Here is a 15494-nt window from a genome sequence, read left to right as displayed (position 1 = left end):
ATTGGCGTTGCTTACGGCAGTTTCTCGGAGCATCTACACGCGCTGCGCCCGACCCGACGCCGCCACCAGCGCCATCAGCCGCGGGGCGATCTCATCCAGGCTGACCACCTCGCTGGCTCCGCCCAGCGCGATGGCCTCCCGGGGCATACCGAACACCACGCAGCTGGCCTCGTCCTGGGCCAGCGTCACCGCCCCCGCCTGCCGCATTGTCAAGAGCCCCCTGGCACCGTCCTTGCCCATACCGGTGAGCAGCACGCCAATGGCATTGCGCCCGGCGTGCTTGGCCGCCGAGTCGAACAGCACGTCAACCGAGGGGCGGTGGCGATTGACCGGCGGACCGTCGTTGAGGCGCGCCACGTAGTTGGCGCCGCTGCGCACCAGCTCCAGATGCTGGTCGCCCGGGGCAATATAGGCGTGCCCTGGCAGTACTCGCTCGCCGTCCTGGGCTTCCTTGACGGTGATCCGACACAGCTTGTCGAGGCGCTCGGCAAACGAGCGGGTAAAGCCCCCGGGCATGTGCTGAGTGATCAGAATCGCCGGGCTGTTGGCGGGTAGCGGCTCGAGCACCTGGCGAATCGCCTCGGTACCGCCGGTCGAGGCACCGATGATCAGCAGCTTCTCGCTGGTGATCAGCGGCGCCTTGAGGGCCTTGGGGGCCGGCGCATCGCTGCGCCGGGCCTGGCGCGGACGCGAGCGCGCCGCGGCACGAATCTTGTCGGCGATCAGCTCCGCATACTCTAGCATCCCGCTACGGATCCCCAGCGCCGGCTTGGCCACGAAGTCCACCGCGCCCAGCTCGAGGGCCCTGAGCGTGACCTCGGAGCCGGCCTGGGTCAGCGACGAGACCATCAGTACCGGCATCGGCCGCAAGCGCATCAGGCGCTCGAGAAAGTCCAGGCCATCCATGCGCGGCATCTCGACGTCGAGGGTCAGCACATCGGGGTTGTGCTGCTTGATCAGATCGCGCGCGGCGAGCGGATCGGGCGCCACCGCGACCACTTCCATATCGTCATGCTCATTGATGATCTCGCTGAGCAGATCGCGAATCAGCGCCGAGTCATCGACACACAGCACCTTGATCTTGGCTGCACTCAAGGCAGACCTCCTTTACAACAACGAGCCACTGCCTCGCCTGACGAGGCGTCATGCATGAGATATCGGCGCAAAACGGCGAGACTTTAGCGGCACGTTCAACGTTTCGGGGTCAGCACATAGACGGTCTGGCCGCGCAGCCGGAACGCCTCGCTGATGTAGGAAAAATTCTCGGAATGACCGGCGAACAGCAGGCCATCGGGCTTCAACAGCGGCGCAAAACGCGCCAGTATCTTGGCCTGGGTCGCCTTGTCGAAATAGATCATCACGTTGCGGCAGAAGATGGCGTCGAAAGGCCCCTTCACCGCCCAGTTCGGCGCCAGCAGGTTGAGCGACTCGAACGCCACCATCTCGGTCAACTCGGGGCGCACCTTGGCGAACCCCGCCCGCTCGCCGCCGCCCTTGAGGAAGAAGCGCTTGACCCGCGACTCCTCGAGCTTGCGTACCTGCTCCATGGGATAGATACCGGCCCGGGCGCGGGCCAGCGCATCGGTATCGATATCGGTCGCCACCACCCGCGCCTCCTTGGCGCGCGCCCCCAGCGCCTCGGTCAGGCACATGGCAATCGAATAGGGCTCCTCGCCGGTGGAGGCGGCGGCGCTCCATACCCGCACCGGGCCGCTCTGGCGTGCGACGTGCTCGGCCAGCAGCGGGAAGTGGTGGGCTTCGCGGAAGAAGGCGGTGAGGTTGGTGGTCAAGGCGTTGGTGAAGGCCTCCCACTCCTTGGCCGCCGGCTGACGCTCGAGGCGTGCCAGGTAGTCACCGAAGCGCGTCAAGCCATGGTGGCGCAGTCGCTTGGCAAGGCGGCTGTAGACCATCTCGCGCTTGTGCTCGGCGAGTACGATACCGGCACGCTCGTAGATCAGCTGGCGGATACGCGTAAAGTCGCTGTCGGTCAGCTCCAGATCGCGCTCCAGCAGGCTGCTGGCGGAGGACCAGCCGGATCCGCTGGCCTCCTGTCCCGGCGGCTGTCTGCTCAAAATTCCTCCCACTCATCGGCGGTGGCCGGCTTCGTCGCCTTGGCGGCGGGTTTACGGTGCGCCTGGGGGTCATGCGGCTCGGCGTCATCGATGCGCGTCATGCGCTGGCTGACCCGTTTGGCGCGGGCCTCAACGCGCTGCTCCTGATGCTGCAGCGAGGCGATCGTCGCTTCGGCGCGCTGCACCTGCTCCATGCCGGCGCCGCGCAGGCGGAAGGCAGCCACCGCATTGGCCAGCATCAGCGCCTGGCTTTCGAGCTCGGCGGCAGCCCGCGCCGAGGCCTGGACCCGGGCGGCGTTCTGCTGGGTCACCTCATCCATCTGCGCGATGGCCTGATTGATCTGGGTGATGCCCCCGCTCTGCTCTTCCGAGGCGGCGGTGATTTCGCCCATGATGTCGTTGACCCGGGTCGCCGAGGCCACCACCTCGCCGATCGAGGTCTCGGCGCGCTTGACCAGCTTGGCGCCGCTGTCGATTTCGGCGTTGGAGCCGTCGATAAGCTGGCGAATCTCGCGGGCGGCATCGGCGCTGCGCCCGGCCAGGCTGCGCACTTCGCCGGCCACCACCGCAAAGCCACGGCCCTGCTCGCCGGCCCGCGCCGCCTCCACCGAGGCGTTGAGCGCCAGGATATTGGTCTGAAAGGCGATCGAATCGATCACGCCGATGATCTCGCTCATCTTGCGCGAGCTCTCGGTGATGCGCTGCATGGTCTCGACCACGTCGTTCATCACTTCGCCGGTGTTGCGCACGCTGTCGGCATTCTCCACCGCCAGGCCGCTGGCCTGGCGCGCGTTGTCGGCATTCTGGCGCACCGTGGCAGTCATCTCCTCCATGCTCGAGGCGGTCTGCTGCAGCGAGGCGGCCTGCTGCTCGGTGCGCGACGAGAGATCCTCGTTACCGCTGGCGATATCGCGTGCCGCCGGGGTCACGACCTTGACGCCCTGGTTGACGTCGCCAACGATGCTGCCCAGGCTCTTGCGCATGGTGTCCAAGGCGCCGAGCAGCCGTCCCACCTCATCGTTGCGGCGTGCCGGCACTTCGGCGGCAAGGTTGCCGCCGGCGATCTGCAGCGTGAAGTTCATCGCCTCGCGCAGCGGCCTGACCACCGCACGAATGGTCATCATGCCCATGCCGATCAGCAGCAGCAGTCCGGCCAGCAGCACCCCGGCCTGGGCCACCAGCATCAGTTGCTGGCCCGCCTCGGCCTCGGCGGCCAAGATTTGGGCGTCAGAACGCTTGTCATCGATCAGCGCATTGATATCACCGCTCAATGTTTGGCCGATCTCATGGCTAACGGTGTTATGGGCGGTATGGGCTTGATAGAAATCACGTGCCTCTAGATGCTGGACTGACATCAACAAACCGTCGTGCAAGACCTGATTCAAGCGTTCATCAAACTCTGCAACCTCAGGGGTCTGGTTGACCTCACGCACAATGAAATCGGCCCATACTTGTTCAATCGTTTCAACCGCCGCCTCGGCGTTTTGACGCAATGCCGCTACATCGGCACCCATGGCATCGTTGATTGGCCTATCCATCGACTGCCTCGCCTGGGTCAGCAACTGGTCGACCTGCTGCAGGCGTGCCACGTCCTCGAGCCCGTCCCGGTTGAGGGTCTGCAGGCGCTCACCGGAGACCTGCAGCCCGTAGAGCCCCAGGCTCCCGCTGACCACCAGCAGCGCCACTGCCACCACCACCATGGTGGTCATACGGGCGCGCATGGTGCGCAGGTTGACCTTTGATGCCAGGCCGACCAGGCCGCGCCGGCGCAGCTTGCCGCGCTCCAGGGTCAGATGCTTGCCCTCACCCTGACGAATCTGGCGATAGGCGGCCTCGGCGGCCTCGATGGCCTCGCGGCTCGCCTTGACCCGCACCGAGGTGAAACCCGCCACCTCGCCGTTCTCGACGATCGGCGTGACGTTGGCATCGACCCAGTAGTGATCACCGTTCTTGCGACGGTTCTTGACCAACCCGCGCCAGGTCTCGCCCTCCTGCAGGGTCTGCCAGAGGTTGGCAAACGCCTCGGGGGGCATGTCCGGGTGACGCACCAGATTGTGGGGGGCACCGATCAGCTCTTCATGGGTAAAGCCGCTGACCTCGATAAACGCCGGGTTGGCATAGCTGATCCGGCCCTTGAGATCGGTTCGCGAAATCAGGAAGTGCTCATCGTCGAGCACGAATTCACGCTGCGTAACTGGCTGATTATTCTTCATTCTATTCCCCTGGAACTGCCTCGACGATGATAGCGGACGATACTCAGAAGGTTTCCCACTCGGCCTCAGGCTGACGGCTTGCCGGCGCTGACGCTGCCTGGCGGGGCGCGCCGAGCGCCGGCCGCGACTTTTCCAAGCGGGCGCCGCTGGCCTGCTCGGCGCCCTGAGCCAAGCGGAAGGCTGCCACCGCTTCGCGCAGGCGGCTCGATTCGAGCTCCAGCTCGCTGGCGGCACCTGCCGCCTGCTGCACCAGCGCGGCGTTCTGCTGGGTTACCTGGTCGAGCTGGGTGATCGCCTGATTGACCTGGCCGATGCCGTTGCTCTGCTCCTGGGAGGCCGAGGCGATCTCGTCCATGATGTCGGTGACCTTGTGCACCGAAGCGACGATCTCGTCCATGGTCTTGCCGGCCTGGTCGACCAGCGCGGTACCCGCCTCGACCTTGTTCACCGATGCCTCGATCAGCTTGCGGATCTCGCTGGCCGCGTCGCCGCTGCGCCCGGCCAGGTTGCGCACCTCGCCGGCCACCACCGCGAAGCCACGGCCCTGCTCGCCGGCCCGCGCCGCCTCTACCGAGGCATTGAGCGCGAGGATATTGGTCTGGAAGGCGATCGAGTCGATCACCTTGATGATCTCGGTGACCTGATGCGAACTGTCGCTGATCTCGCGCATGGTGCTGACCACGTCGCCCACCACTTCGCCACCGCGGCTGGCGGTCTGCGAGGCGGTGCTGGCCAGTTGGCTGGCCTGGCGGGCATTGTCGGCGTTCTGGCTGACGGTCGCGGTCAACTGCTCCATGCTCGAGGCGGTCTCCTCGATGGACGCGGCCTGCTGCTCGGTACGCGCCGAGAGATCGTTGTTGCCCTGAGCGATCTCCTGAGCACCGACGAAGATCGACTGGCTGCTGCTGCGCACGCTGCTGACCGTGGTCGAGAGCCCTTCCTGCATATGCTTGAGCGAGGCAAACAGCTGGCCGATCTCGTTGTTGCCGCGCCGTTCGATGGCCGCCGACAGGTCGCCCTTGGCCATCTGCTCGAAGTGCGCCACCACCCGTTTGAGCGGACGAATCACATTGACGGTCACGCCCCACAACACGACCACGATGGTCGCCGCAGAGACCAGCAGCACTGCGATGATGGCGTACTTGACCAGGTCAGCGATCTGGTAGAAGCCGTCGTAGAGCGCTGCCCCTTCCGCCTCGGCGGTATGAAAGAACGCCACCGAATCGGCATAGAATCGCTCGGTCAGGCGATTGCTGTCGGCCTGAAGGTCGAGATACGCCGCGACGTCGTTGCCGGCCAGCGCCGACTGCTGGGGGCGCAGCCCCTCCTCCATCAATGCCCGATAGCTGGTCTCGACATCGGCGATCAAGGCGGCATGCTCCTCGCGGGCCGGCAGCGCCAGGAACTCGCTGAAGGTGGCATCGACGCGCTCGAGCTCGACGGCCATGCCGGTCGCTCGCTCGCGAGCCGCGTCGACCTCGCGGCGGCCGGAGGCGAACTCCAGCGCATCGCCCACGTCGGCCATCGCCAAACGCGCGGACAACAGCTGTGAATTGGCACGATTGAGCGTCGACTGCTGGTCGACATTGACCTGGTTGAAGGTCGCCATGGCACCCTGGCCATGATTGACGGCATACAGCCCAAGTCCGCTCAGCAGTACCACCAGCAGCGCAAACATGGCCAGCACCAGGCCCCAGCTCACGCGTACTGTCATATTGTCCAGAAGCTTCACGACATCTCTCTCTCAACGCGGTGAAAGCAGGCTTTCACCAGAAAATCATCCGCGCGGCAGCGTAGTGGCCGGCGGCTCCCCGGGTCGTAGGGTCTTTCGCTTTGTTATCGTTGTGGTGACGGCAGCGTCAGGACGTCACGGCGCCTATTCGGCGACGTGATCGACCAGCGCCATCTCTTCACTGGTCAGCAGCTTCTCGATGTCGACCAGCACCAGCATGCGATCCTCGAGACTCCCCAGGCCGCTGAGATAGTCCGACGACAGGGTCACACCAAACTCGGGTGCCGGCTTGATCTGCTCCGGCGTCAGGCTCATCACATCGGAGACGCCGTCGACCACGATGCCGACCACGCGCTCGCCGACGTTGACCACGATGACCACGGTCTGGCCGCCGTACTCGACGCTGTCGAGATGGAACTTGATGCGCAGGTCGACGATCGGCACGATCACGCCGCGCAGATTGGTCACGCCCTTGATGAAATCCGGGGCATTGGCGATCCGCGTGACGTTCTCGTAGCCACGGATCTCCTGCACCTTGAGGATATCCACCGCGTACTCCTCCTCGCCCAGCGAGAAGACCAGAAATTCGCGGCTGTGGGCCTCGGCGGCAGCGACATTGGCGGCGTTGAGGTTGCTGGTCATGACGGTTCTACCTCCTTGAAAGGCACGGGCGCGTTGACGCCCGAGGGAAAGCGCGAGGCGTGACGTGCCTCTTTCTTGGTTCGACTCAGGCGATGCATGTCGGCGATATCCAGGATCAGCGCGACGCTACCGTCGCCGAGAATGGTCGCCGCAGAAACGCCGGGCACCTTGCGATAGTTGGTTTCAAGGTTCTTGACCACCACCTGCTGCTGGCCGACCAGGTCGTCCACCAGCAGCGCATAGCGGCGCCCTTCGCCCTGCACGATCACCGCAATCGACTCGGTGAGCTTGGTGCGCGCATTGGCGACGTCGAGCACTTCGTGCACGGCGATCACCGGCAGGTATTCGTCGCGCACCTTGAGCAGGATGTCGTCGCCGGCCATGGCGTAGAGCTCCTCCTCGGTGGGCTGCAGCGACTCGAGCACCGCCCCCAGCGGCAGGATGAAGATCTCTTCGCCGACCTTGATCGACATGCCGTCGAGGATCGCCAGGGTCAGCGGCAGCACGATGCGCGTGGTGGTGCCCTCGCCGGGGCGCGAGAGGATCTCGACGTGGCCGCCCATGCCCTGGATGTTGCGCTTGACCACGTCCATGCCCACCCCGCGCCCGGAGACGTCGCTGACTTCCTGGGCGGTGGAGAAGCCCGGCGCGAAGATCAGTTGCCAAACCTCGTCGTCGCTCATGCTGTCGGAGACGCTGAGGCCGTTCTCGCGGGCCTTGGTCAACAGCTTGTCGCGGTTGAGGCCGGCGCCGTCGTCGATCACTTCGATCAGGATGTTGCCGCCCTGGTGCTGGGCAGAGAGCGTCAGCCGCCCGGTGCGTGGCTTGCCCGCGGCTTCGCGCTTGTCGGGGGTCTCGATGCCGTGGTCGAGGCTGTTGCGCACCAGGTGGGTCAGCGGATCGATGATGCGCTCGGTAAGACTCTTGTCGAGTTCGGTGGACTTGCCTTCGGTGACCAGTTCCACGTCCTTGTCGAGCTTGGCGGCCAGATCGCGCACCAGTCGCGGGAAGCGACTGAACACGTAGTCCATGGGCACCATGCGGATCGACATCACCGCCTCCTGCAGGTCCCGCGCATTGCGCTGCAGCAGGCTCATGCCATTGACCATCGCGCCGTGGGCCACGCCGTCGAGCTCGCTGGCGGTCTGGTCGAGCATCGACTGGGTGATGATCAGCTCGCCGACCAGATTGATGATCTGGTCGACCTTGTCCACCGGCACGCGAATCGAGGTCGACTCGCCGCCGGCCGCCTTGGCCTTGGGCTTGCCGCTCGGCGCCTGGGCGGCAACGGCCTTGGATGCCGTGGTCGCCGGCACTGGCGGCTCGGCAGCTAGCGGCTCGGCAGCCGATGCGCTGTGCTCGGCCTGAGCCTCTCCGGCGTCCTGCTGCGCGGCCGGCAGCGCGCGCACCTCGATCTGGTCGGCGTCGATGATAAAGCACATCACCGCCTCGATATCGTCGGCACTGGCGTTGGTCTCGAGCGTCACCAGGTAGCGTTCACCGTCGCGGCGCTGGGACAGCACCTCGCCGAGCTGCCCCAGCTCTTCGACCAACAGCTCGCGATCCTTGTCGGCGACCTTGATCAGCGCCACCTCGAGCGCAGCGCCGCCGTCATCGGCCGCTGACGACTCGGGTTGCGGCTCAGGGTCGGGTTGGGGCTTGGCAGCGGGGGCCGGTGCGCCCTCGTCGACCGCCACGCCCATCTCGTCGAGCGCCATCTGCTGTAGGGTCTGGCAGATTCGCGCATAGGCCTCGGCGTCGGGCTGCTGGCCGTTGCGGTAGGCATCGAGCTGGTCGTGCAGCATATCCTTGGTTTCCAGAAAGGTGTCGACGATGTCGCGGCGCAGCGCCAGCTCGCCACGACGGGTGTAATCCAGGATGTTCTCGAACAGGTGGGTGGTGTGCTGCAGCACATCGAAGCCGAAGGTGCCGGCGCCGCCCTTGATCGAGTGAGCGGCTCGGAAGATGGCATTGAGCTGCTCGGCGTCGGGATCGTCGAGATCCAGCTCCAGCAGGTGCCGCTCCATATCGCCGAGAAGCTCTTCGGCCTCTTCGAAAAACGTGTCGTAAAAGTCGGTGATATCCATGCGCATTCCCTGAATGATTGAGCCGCTATTCGTCGCTCAGCGTGTCTTCAAGCCCCTGGCGGAAGTCTTCTACCGGCGAGGTATCGATCTCCTCGGCCAGCCGTGAGGCGGCCGGCGAAGGGACGCTGCCGCCACCCGGCATGCCCTGGGAACGAATACCCTCGGCTGCCCGCTCGTCAAGCACCACGATGGCGATACGCCGGTTGACCGGGTCGTCGGGCTGGGTATCCGACAGCGGTACACGATCGCCCATGCCGGCCACCCGCAGTAGCTTGTCGGGATCGAGCCCGCCGGCGACCAGCTCGCGTCGCGAGGCATTGGCACGGTCGCTGGAGAGCTCCCAGTTGCTGTAGCCGCGATATCCCCCGGAATAGGGAATGCTGTCGGTATGGCCGCTAAGGCTGAGCGGGTTGTCCATGTCGTTGAGCAGTGGCGCGATGGCGCGCAGCAGGTCACGCATATAGGGCGCTACCGCATCGCTGCCGAGTTCGAACATCGGGCGCTGCTCGGTATCCACCAGCTGTACCCGCAACCCCTCGGGGGTCATGTCGAAACGGATCTGGCGGCGCAGCTCGCGCAGCTGGGGGTCACCCTCTATCAGCGTCTCCATGCGCTGCTGGAGATTGCGGAAACGGCGAATCTCGTCGCTGCTGCGACTCTGGGTACGCATGTCGATGCGCATCCGCTCGCCCTCTTCGTGCACCGGGTCCGGACCGCCGCCGGGGATGGCGCTGTCGCTCGACGAGGTGCGGTCGCCGCCGGCGATCGCCACCGACAGCGGCGTGCTGAAGTACTCGGCGACGCTCTGCAACTGCTCCTCGCTGGCGGTGGCCAGAATCCACAGCACCAGGAACAGCGCCATCATCGCGGTCATGAAGTCGGCCAGCGCAATCTTCCAGCTGCCGCCATGGTGCGCATGTACGACCTTCTTGCGCTTGATGATGATGGGGCGGCGATCGTCGCTCATGCGCCCCCCGTACCGGTGCTCTTGGCAGCGCGAACATGATCCTCGAGCTCATTGAAGGTGGGACGCTCGGCGGTATGCAGCGCCTTGCGGCCGAACTCTACCGCCAACTGAGGCGCATAGCCGTTGAGGCTAGCCAACAGCGTGACGCGGATGCATTGCAGCATCTTGACCGCCTCGTTGACCTGGCGGTCGATACGACTGGCTAGCGGATTGACGAAGCCGTAGGCGAGCAGAATGCCGAGGAAGGTGCCGACCAGGGCGTGGGCGATCATGTAGCCCATCTCGTCGGGGCCGGCATCGGCGGCGCTCAGCGCCTTGATGACCCCCAGCACGGCGGCCACGATACCGAACGCCGGCAGCGCATCGCCGACCTTGGCCAGGGCATCGGCGGGGATGTGCGCCTCATGCTCGAAGGCCTCGATCTCATGCTCCATGAGTTCATCGATCTGGTGCGGGTCCATGTTGCCGCTGATCATCAGGCGCAGATAGTCGGTGAGAAAGCCCATGATCATGGGGTCGGCCTGGATCTTCGGGTACTCGGAGAACAGCGGGCTCTCCTGGGGGTTGTCGATGTCGCGCTCGATGGCCAACATGCCATCGCGACGAGCCTTGGCCAGCAGCTTGTACTGCAGCGCCATCAGCTCCATGTAGGTTTCCTTGTTGTACTTCACCGTGCGCTTGAGCTTGGAGGTAGTGCGCAGGGTCGCGATCATCGCCTTGCCGTTGTTGGCGGCTATGAAGGCACCCACCGCCGCACCACAGATCATCAGGATCTCGGTGGGCTGGTAGAGCGGGCCGAGGTGGCCGCCGGCAAGCGCGAAGCCGCCGAATACGGAAAATGCAACGATCAAAAATCCAATAGGTATCAGCACGACCGGTATCCTTTGCTACGGCATGGGTGGCTTCAACACAGTTATCGGCACGCACCGCGCTGGCTTGAGGGCCAATCGACAAAAACTTGTGCTACGGCTGGGTCATGCGGGCATGAAAAACCCCGCACCGGACGGCGCGGGGTAAGCGACACAGCCACGCGGTTAACGTGCGGCGACGGCGGCCTGAACGGTGGATGCAGCCGCCTTGGCCTCGGCCAGGCGCTTGCGGGTCTTGCCGGCGCGCGACGGCGGCTGGCAGATGCCGCACACAAAGTCGTGACTCGGCGTGTGGGCATGGGCCACGAAGTGCCCGCCGCAGCTGGTGCAGGGATTGAGCTCGAGCATGTCGCTTTCGAAGAAACGGATCAGCGTCCAGGCCCGGGTCAGCCCCAGCACCGGCTCGGCCTCGTCCAGCTCGACCTGTTCGAGATACAAGCGAAACGCCTTGACGAAGGCCTCCATACGCTGGCAACCGTAGTCATGCTTCAGCCGCAGATAAATGTTGTAGAACAGCGAGGAGTGGACGTTGGGCATCCAGGTGATGAACCAGTCGGTAGAGAACGGCAGCATGCCCTTGGGGGGGGACATGCCGCGCACCTCCTTGTAGAGGCGAATCAGGCGCGCGCGACTCAGATCGGTCTCGGTCTCAAGCACCTGCAGGCGCGCCCCGAGCTCGATCAGCTCGATGGCCATCTGCACCTGCAGCATTTCACTGACGAGGCTCTTGTCCGCCATCTCCTAGCCCTCCCGCAGCACATTGCCGCTCAGCGGAACCGCCATCAATAGCGATGCATGGGTCTGGGAAAGACCCTGCTCACGCTGATTGTGGGTCAGTTTGCGCAGCTGATCGGCATCCTCGTAGCACAGCCGGCACAGCAGCTGGTTGGTGCGTGAAAGCTTGCTGAGCTGCTTGGCAGAAAGCGTGGCCAGCAGTTCGGCCATCTCTTCGGTGAGCTTGAGGCGGAACATCGCCGACGCGCGATCTTCATTCAGCAAGCGCTGGACCAGCAGCAGGTAGGACAGATTGAGGTCCTGGATTTCGTCCAGAATGGTATCGATGGTCATGTTCGGTGTTCCCTGCGGTTCGTTATCAGGCCGAGCTCTTGTGGCTCTGGGCAATTCGCCTTGCGTTGTTATGCCTTTATTCTTGTCCGCCCCTGCGTCAACCCCCGAGGCGCCGGCTAGATGTCAGTCATCGACACAAGCCAAGTTGAGCACAGTTTGAGACTTTTTCATGATGTCTTTCAACACCTACCTTCGACGACCTGCTGAAATCGCTGCAGCACTTGACCTGGGTCAACAAGAACATTAAATCGCTAAAACAGCGAGTTAAGCGAAATAGCAAAATATTGGCGTATCGCATTGGAGACATCCAGGCCCGCATGCAGAGACAATTTATTACAATTTGTCTCCCATTACTGACGCTTTTTCCTCCTCCAACGACAGCTCGCGGGCCCAGATCAGCAGCTCGGCTATCACGGCATAGAGGTTTTCGGGGATGCGTTCATCGATATCCAGCTGCATCAGCAGGCTGACCAGCTCCGGGGCGTCATGCACGAACACCCCCTGACGACGCGCCTCGGCGATGATGCGCTCGGCCAGGTCACCATAGCCTCGCGCCAGCACTCGTGGGGCCCCCTCGCGCTCCTGATAGGCCAGCGCCACGGCCTGGCGACGACGCGAAGGCGGCGTACGCTCACTCATGGCGATCTCCCTCAACGACGCGCAGCCGCGCCAGCAGCGCCACCTCGCTAAAGCCTCGCGCCGTCAATCGGTCACGCAGGCTTTCCTTGCCCTCCTCCAGGCGCTGGACCACGTCACGCGACATGCTCTCAAGGGTCAGTGCCACCCGCTCCCCCTTTAGGCGCAGATCGACATGGATCTCGCCCAGCGCGGGTAGCGTCAGCGATAGCGTCGAGTGCCAGGCGGGCTCCTGGTCATCCTGGGTGCCGTCCTGCTCGCCGCGTGGCGAACGCTCTCGCTCGTCGGGCAGGTGAATCATCAACGCCATGAAGATCCCCGACCATACGTCGCCCTCCCAGCGCAGCACCGGCGACACCAGCACCTCCAACTGATGACGAATCAAGCCCTGCAGCAGTTCGTTTGCCGACTCGGTCAGCGGCCCTGCGCTACGCATGGTAGCCGGCTCGGCGACCTCCGCCGCCTGGCTAGCAAAGGCCGCGGCGGCCTGTGCCGGAAGCGCCGGCGCACTCCTGGAGAGGGGCGGCGCTGACGATGGAGAGAGCGACGCCGAGAGTGCAGGCTGTGAAGATAACGGTATATACCCGCCCGCCTGGCTGGCAGCACCGCCAGCGGCCGAGGGTGCTGGCGCCAGCGTCGACGCGGCAGGCATGGCGAGCGGCACGAAGGGCCCGGTGATCACCAGCCCACCGCGCGGCGATACCGGCACCGCTGGCCACTGCAGCACACTGGCAGCAGCGGGCGCCAAGCTCGCCGCGCCGGCAGTGGGCATGGCTTGCGCTCTGGCCCCTTGCGTGAACTGCATCTGGGGCTGCGCCTCCAGCACCTGGCGCGGCAGGTCGCCGCGAAACCAGCGCCCCAGGTGGGATTCATAGAACAACCCACTGTAGTTGATCGAGGCTTGCAGCTGGCTGGCCAGTTGACCGGCGGAAGGGCTTGCGGCCTGAGACGCCGCCACCAGCGGCACGGCCGGGCGCAGCGTCGAGGGTGGCGCGGGGAACTTGACCAGGATATCGGCGATGGTACGCGCTGCCTGGCTGAAGTGGGTATGGGTGGAGGCTGGCGCATCACCAGCGGGCAGCGCCGGCCCCGACAGTCGCCCGCCCTCGCGCGCCACGGCACCGCTCAGTCCTTGCAGGCTGGGCTGGCGTGCATCCAGTCGCGAATCGCTGTGCACCGCTCGCGGAGCGCGGCTTGGGTCGGTCGGCCGCACCGGCTCGTTCAGGTCACGCTGCACCGGCACATCCACCCGCTTGCCCAGTACCTGGTGCAAGAGGGTGTCGAGCAGCGGCGTGATACCACTCACGAGCTACCTGGCGGGTGACGCCTGGCCTCGCCGGCAAACGCGGATTCGGCGTCCACCACGTTGCCGCCACTGGCGGTGCGGTAGGCGCGGCTCAGGTCGCGGCGACGCTGGCTGGTACCAATCAACTCGCCCAGCTCATCGCGGCGCGCCACCAAGCGCTCGCGCACCTCGTGATCGCGCTCCAGAATCGCTTCGAGCAGCGCTGCCTTGCGCTCGCGATGCGCGGCATCGAGTTCGAGCTCCTGCTCCATGCGTGCCAGCCGCTCGACCTCCACCACATAGCGTGCCTGATGCTGAATCAGCTCGTCCCAAGCCTCGGCTCGCGCCAGCTCGCGCATCTCATCCGCCTGAACGCGCAGCGCCTGGTAGCACTTGATCACCAGCGCTTGCTTGTCGGCGGCGGAGAGTTCGCCGGCGCTCACTGCCCGCTCGCTTGCGCGCCGGGCTGGCCACCGATCTCACGCCAGGCAGTGCCGATGTCGTCGAGCAGCTTGGCCGCCTCATCGAGGCTCTGCTCGTCGTTACGCAGGTTGGCGGCCAGCAGCAGGCGCGCGATGTAGTCATACAGCGACGCCAACCGCTGGGCGACTTCGCCACCGCGTTCGGCATCGAGGGCTGCCATCAGGCCGTTGTTGACGATATCCAGCGCCTTGGAGATCGACTTGCCCTTCTCCACCGTATTGCCGCTCTGCATATGAATCCGCGCCGCCCGAATCGACGCCTGGGCGCCGTCGAACAGCATCACGATCAGTTGATGTGGGCTGGCCGACATTACGCCGCTCTCGACGCCGACCTTGGCGTAGGCATTGGCCCCGCGACCATAGGCGGCCGCTCCGCGCATCGCACTCATGTCCTGAATCCTCTTTTTCGATGGCTACCTTTTTACCAGCCCCGGAGACCAGAGGTCGCGGGAAAAGGCTTGGCGTTGGTGCTCAATTCAAACTATCGGCGCCGACGCGACGATCTTTAGCCATTTTGCCGCATAAAACACCTGCGCCCGGCCAAGGCCGGGCGCAGGTGCGGTCACTCACAGCAGTTGGTGGAGGACTTACCCCGGAGTCACGCCGCGCAGGCGCTCGCTGCGCCGCCTCAGCAGCTCCAGCGTGGTCAGCATCAGCATCGACAGCAGCACCAGCAGGGTGGCCACGGCCAGGATCGTCGGGCTGATCTGCTCACGAATCCCCGACCACATCTGAATCGGCATGGTGCGCTGCTCGGGCCCGGCAATGAACAACACCACCACCACTTCATCGAACGAGGTGATGAAAGCGAACAGCGCCCCGGACACCACGCCCGGGGTCACCAGCGGCAGTACCACCTTGAAGAAGGTGCGGGTGGGGTTGGCGCCCAGGCTGTGGGCGGCACGAATCAGGGTGGTGTCGAAACTCGACAGCGTAGCGGTCACCGTGATCACCACGAACGGAATGCCCAGCGCGGTATGCGCCAATATCACCCCGAGATAGGTCTGCGCCAGGTTGACCCGCGAGAAGAAGAAGAACATCGCCGCCGCCGAGATGATCAGCGGCACGATCATCGGCGAGATCAGCAGCGCCATCACCAGCCCCCGCGCCGGCATGTAGCGGCTCGAGAGCCCCAATGCCGCGATGGTCCCCAGCACGGTGGCCAGGATCGTCGAGGCGATGCCGATGATGAAGCTGTTCTTGATCGCGTTGAGCCAGGCGCTGGAGGTGAAGAAGTCCTGGTACCAGCGTAGCGAGTAACCCGCCGGATCGAAGGTCAGCATCTCCTGGGTAAAGGTGAAGTAGGGTGCCGCGTTGAACGACAGCGGGATGATCACCAGCAGCGGGCCGACCAGGAACAGGAAGATCAGCGCACAGATCCCGCGGAACGCGTAGTGCCAGATGCGCTCGCCGCGGGTGGCATAGGAAGGAATCGCCATGA

The 15494-nt window shown here is 64.8% G+C and carries 15 protein-coding genes; all 15 read right to left on the bottom strand.

The features are described 5' to 3' along the window. Positions 1 to 33 precede the first annotated feature (33 nt). The 15 genes from BWR19_08725 to BWR19_08655 all read right to left on the bottom strand — a co-directional run bounded on the left by BWR19_08725 (position 34) and on the right by BWR19_08655 (position 15492). Positions 34 to 1095 (bottom strand): chemotaxis response regulator protein-glutamate methylesterase, encoded by a 1062-nt coding sequence (locus BWR19_08725; protein ID APX93002.1) that lies wholly within the window; start codon positions 1093 to 1095, stop codon positions 34 to 36. A gap of 95 nt (positions 1096 to 1190) precedes the next feature. Then, entirely contained in the window at positions 1191 to 2009 is an 819-nt protein-coding gene (locus tag BWR19_08720; GenBank protein ID APX94965.1) for a chemotaxis protein CheR, read from the bottom strand. 59 nt (positions 2010 to 2068) lie between these two features. Then, entirely contained in the window at positions 2069 to 4285 is a 2217-nt protein-coding gene (locus BWR19_08715; GenBank protein APX93001.1) for a chemotaxis protein, read from the bottom strand. Positions 4286 to 4328: 43 nt separating this feature from the next. Next, entirely contained in the window at positions 4329 to 6017 is a 1689-nt protein-coding gene (locus tag BWR19_08710; GenBank protein APX93000.1) for a methyl-accepting chemotaxis protein, read from the bottom strand. A gap of 144 nt (positions 6018 to 6161) precedes the next feature. Then, positions 6162 to 6659 (bottom strand): chemotaxis protein CheW, encoded by a 498-nt coding sequence (locus BWR19_08705; GenBank protein APX92999.1) that lies wholly within the window; start codon positions 6657 to 6659, stop codon positions 6162 to 6164. Next, complete coding sequence (locus BWR19_08700) at positions 6656 to 8746, bottom strand: chemotaxis protein CheA (GenBank protein ID APX92998.1); 2091 nt, start codon at positions 8744 to 8746, stop codon at positions 6656 to 6658. Before BWR19_08700 ends, BWR19_08705 begins: the two co-directional genes overlap by 4 nt. 25 nt (positions 8747 to 8771) lie before the next feature. After that, positions 8772 to 9713: a flagellar motor protein MotB gene (gene motB / locus BWR19_08695; protein ID APX92997.1), complete on the bottom strand. Its 942-nt coding sequence runs from the start codon at positions 9711 to 9713 to the stop codon at positions 8772 to 8774. Continuing rightward, positions 9710 to 10585, bottom strand: coding sequence for a flagellar motor stator protein MotA (locus tag BWR19_08690; GenBank protein ID APX92996.1), 876 nt, complete (start codon positions 10583 to 10585; stop codon positions 9710 to 9712). The genes motB and BWR19_08690 overlap by 4 nt, the downstream gene beginning before the upstream one ends. Positions 10586 to 10747: 162 nt before the next feature. Continuing rightward, positions 10748 to 11320: a transcriptional regulator FlhC gene (locus BWR19_08685; protein ID APX92995.1), complete on the bottom strand. Its 573-nt coding sequence runs from the start codon at positions 11318 to 11320 to the stop codon at positions 10748 to 10750. A gap of 3 nt (positions 11321 to 11323) precedes the next feature. After that, on the bottom strand, positions 11324 to 11650 hold the full coding sequence (locus BWR19_08680; GenBank protein APX92994.1) for a flagellar transcriptional regulator FlhD: 327 nt from the start codon (positions 11648 to 11650) through the stop codon (positions 11324 to 11326). A gap of 333 nt (positions 11651 to 11983) precedes the next feature. Beyond that, positions 11984 to 12289 (bottom strand): flagellar protein FhlB, encoded by a 306-nt coding sequence (locus BWR19_08675; GenBank protein ID APX92993.1) that lies wholly within the window; start codon positions 12287 to 12289, stop codon positions 11984 to 11986. Next, the gene (locus BWR19_08670) at positions 12282 to 13592 is read right to left on the bottom strand and encodes a hypothetical protein (GenBank protein APX92992.1); all 1311 of its coding nucleotides are present in this window, start codon (positions 13590 to 13592) and stop codon (positions 12282 to 12284) included. The genes BWR19_08675 and BWR19_08670 overlap by 8 nt, the downstream gene beginning before the upstream one ends. Beyond that, positions 13589 to 13930 carry a hypothetical protein gene (locus BWR19_08665; GenBank protein ID APX94964.1) on the bottom strand — a complete coding sequence of 114 codons (342 nt, stop codon included), beginning with the start codon at positions 13928 to 13930 and terminating at the stop codon, positions 13589 to 13591. The genes BWR19_08670 and BWR19_08665 overlap by 4 nt, the downstream gene beginning before the upstream one ends. 80 nt (positions 13931 to 14010) lie before the next feature. Continuing rightward, entirely contained in the window at positions 14011 to 14442 is a 432-nt protein-coding gene (locus BWR19_08660) for a flagellar export chaperone FliS (protein ID APX92991.1), read from the bottom strand. Positions 14443 to 14640: 198 nt separating this feature from the next. Further along, positions 14641 to 15492 carry a polyamine ABC transporter permease gene (locus BWR19_08655; protein ID APX92990.1) on the bottom strand — a complete coding sequence of 284 codons (852 nt, stop codon included), beginning with the start codon at positions 15490 to 15492 and terminating at the stop codon, positions 14641 to 14643. Between the last annotated feature and the right edge of the window lie 2 nt (positions 15493 to 15494).

The sequence above is a fragment of the Halomonas sp. 1513 genome (assembly GCA_001971685.1).
GTDB lineage: Bacteria > Pseudomonadota > Gammaproteobacteria > Pseudomonadales > Halomonadaceae > Franzmannia.
This window is presented reverse-complemented; position numbering and strand designations above follow the sequence as displayed.

Bases quoted from the DNA above. Each gene is read 5' to 3' on its own strand.
- BWR19_08705 (APX92999.1), bottom strand. From the start codon at position 6,659: ATGACCAGCAACCTCAACGCCGCCAATGTCGCTGCCGCCGAGGCCCAC.
- BWR19_08685 (APX92995.1), bottom strand. From the start codon at position 11,320: ATGGCGGACAAGAGCCTCGTCAGTGAAATGCTGCAGGTGCAGATGGCC.
- BWR19_08660 (APX92991.1), bottom strand. From the start codon at position 14,442: ATGAGTGCGATGCGCGGAGCGGCCGCCTATGGTCGCGGGGCCAATGCC.
- BWR19_08665 (APX94964.1), bottom strand. From the start codon at position 13,930: ATGCGCGAGCTGGCGCGAGCCGAGGCTTGGGACGAGCTGATTCAGCAT.
- BWR19_08655 (APX92990.1), bottom strand. From the start codon at position 15,492: ATGGCGATTCCTTCCTATGCCACCCGCGGCGAGCGCATCTGGCACTAC.
- BWR19_08700 (APX92998.1), bottom strand. From the start codon at position 8,746: ATGGATATCACCGACTTTTACGACACGTTTTTCGAAGAGGCCGAAGAG.
- BWR19_08680 (APX92994.1), bottom strand. From the start codon at position 11,650: ATGACCATCGATACCATTCTGGACGAAATCCAGGACCTCAATCTGTCC.
- motB (APX92997.1), bottom strand. From the start codon at position 9,713: ATGAGCGACGATCGCCGCCCCATCATCATCAAGCGCAAGAAGGTCGTA.
- BWR19_08675 (APX92993.1), bottom strand. From the start codon at position 12,289: ATGAGTGAGCGTACGCCGCCTTCGCGTCGTCGCCAGGCCGTGGCGCTG.
- BWR19_08715 (APX93001.1), bottom strand. From the start codon at position 4,285: ATGAAGAATAATCAGCCAGTTACGCAGCGTGAATTCGTGCTCGACGAT.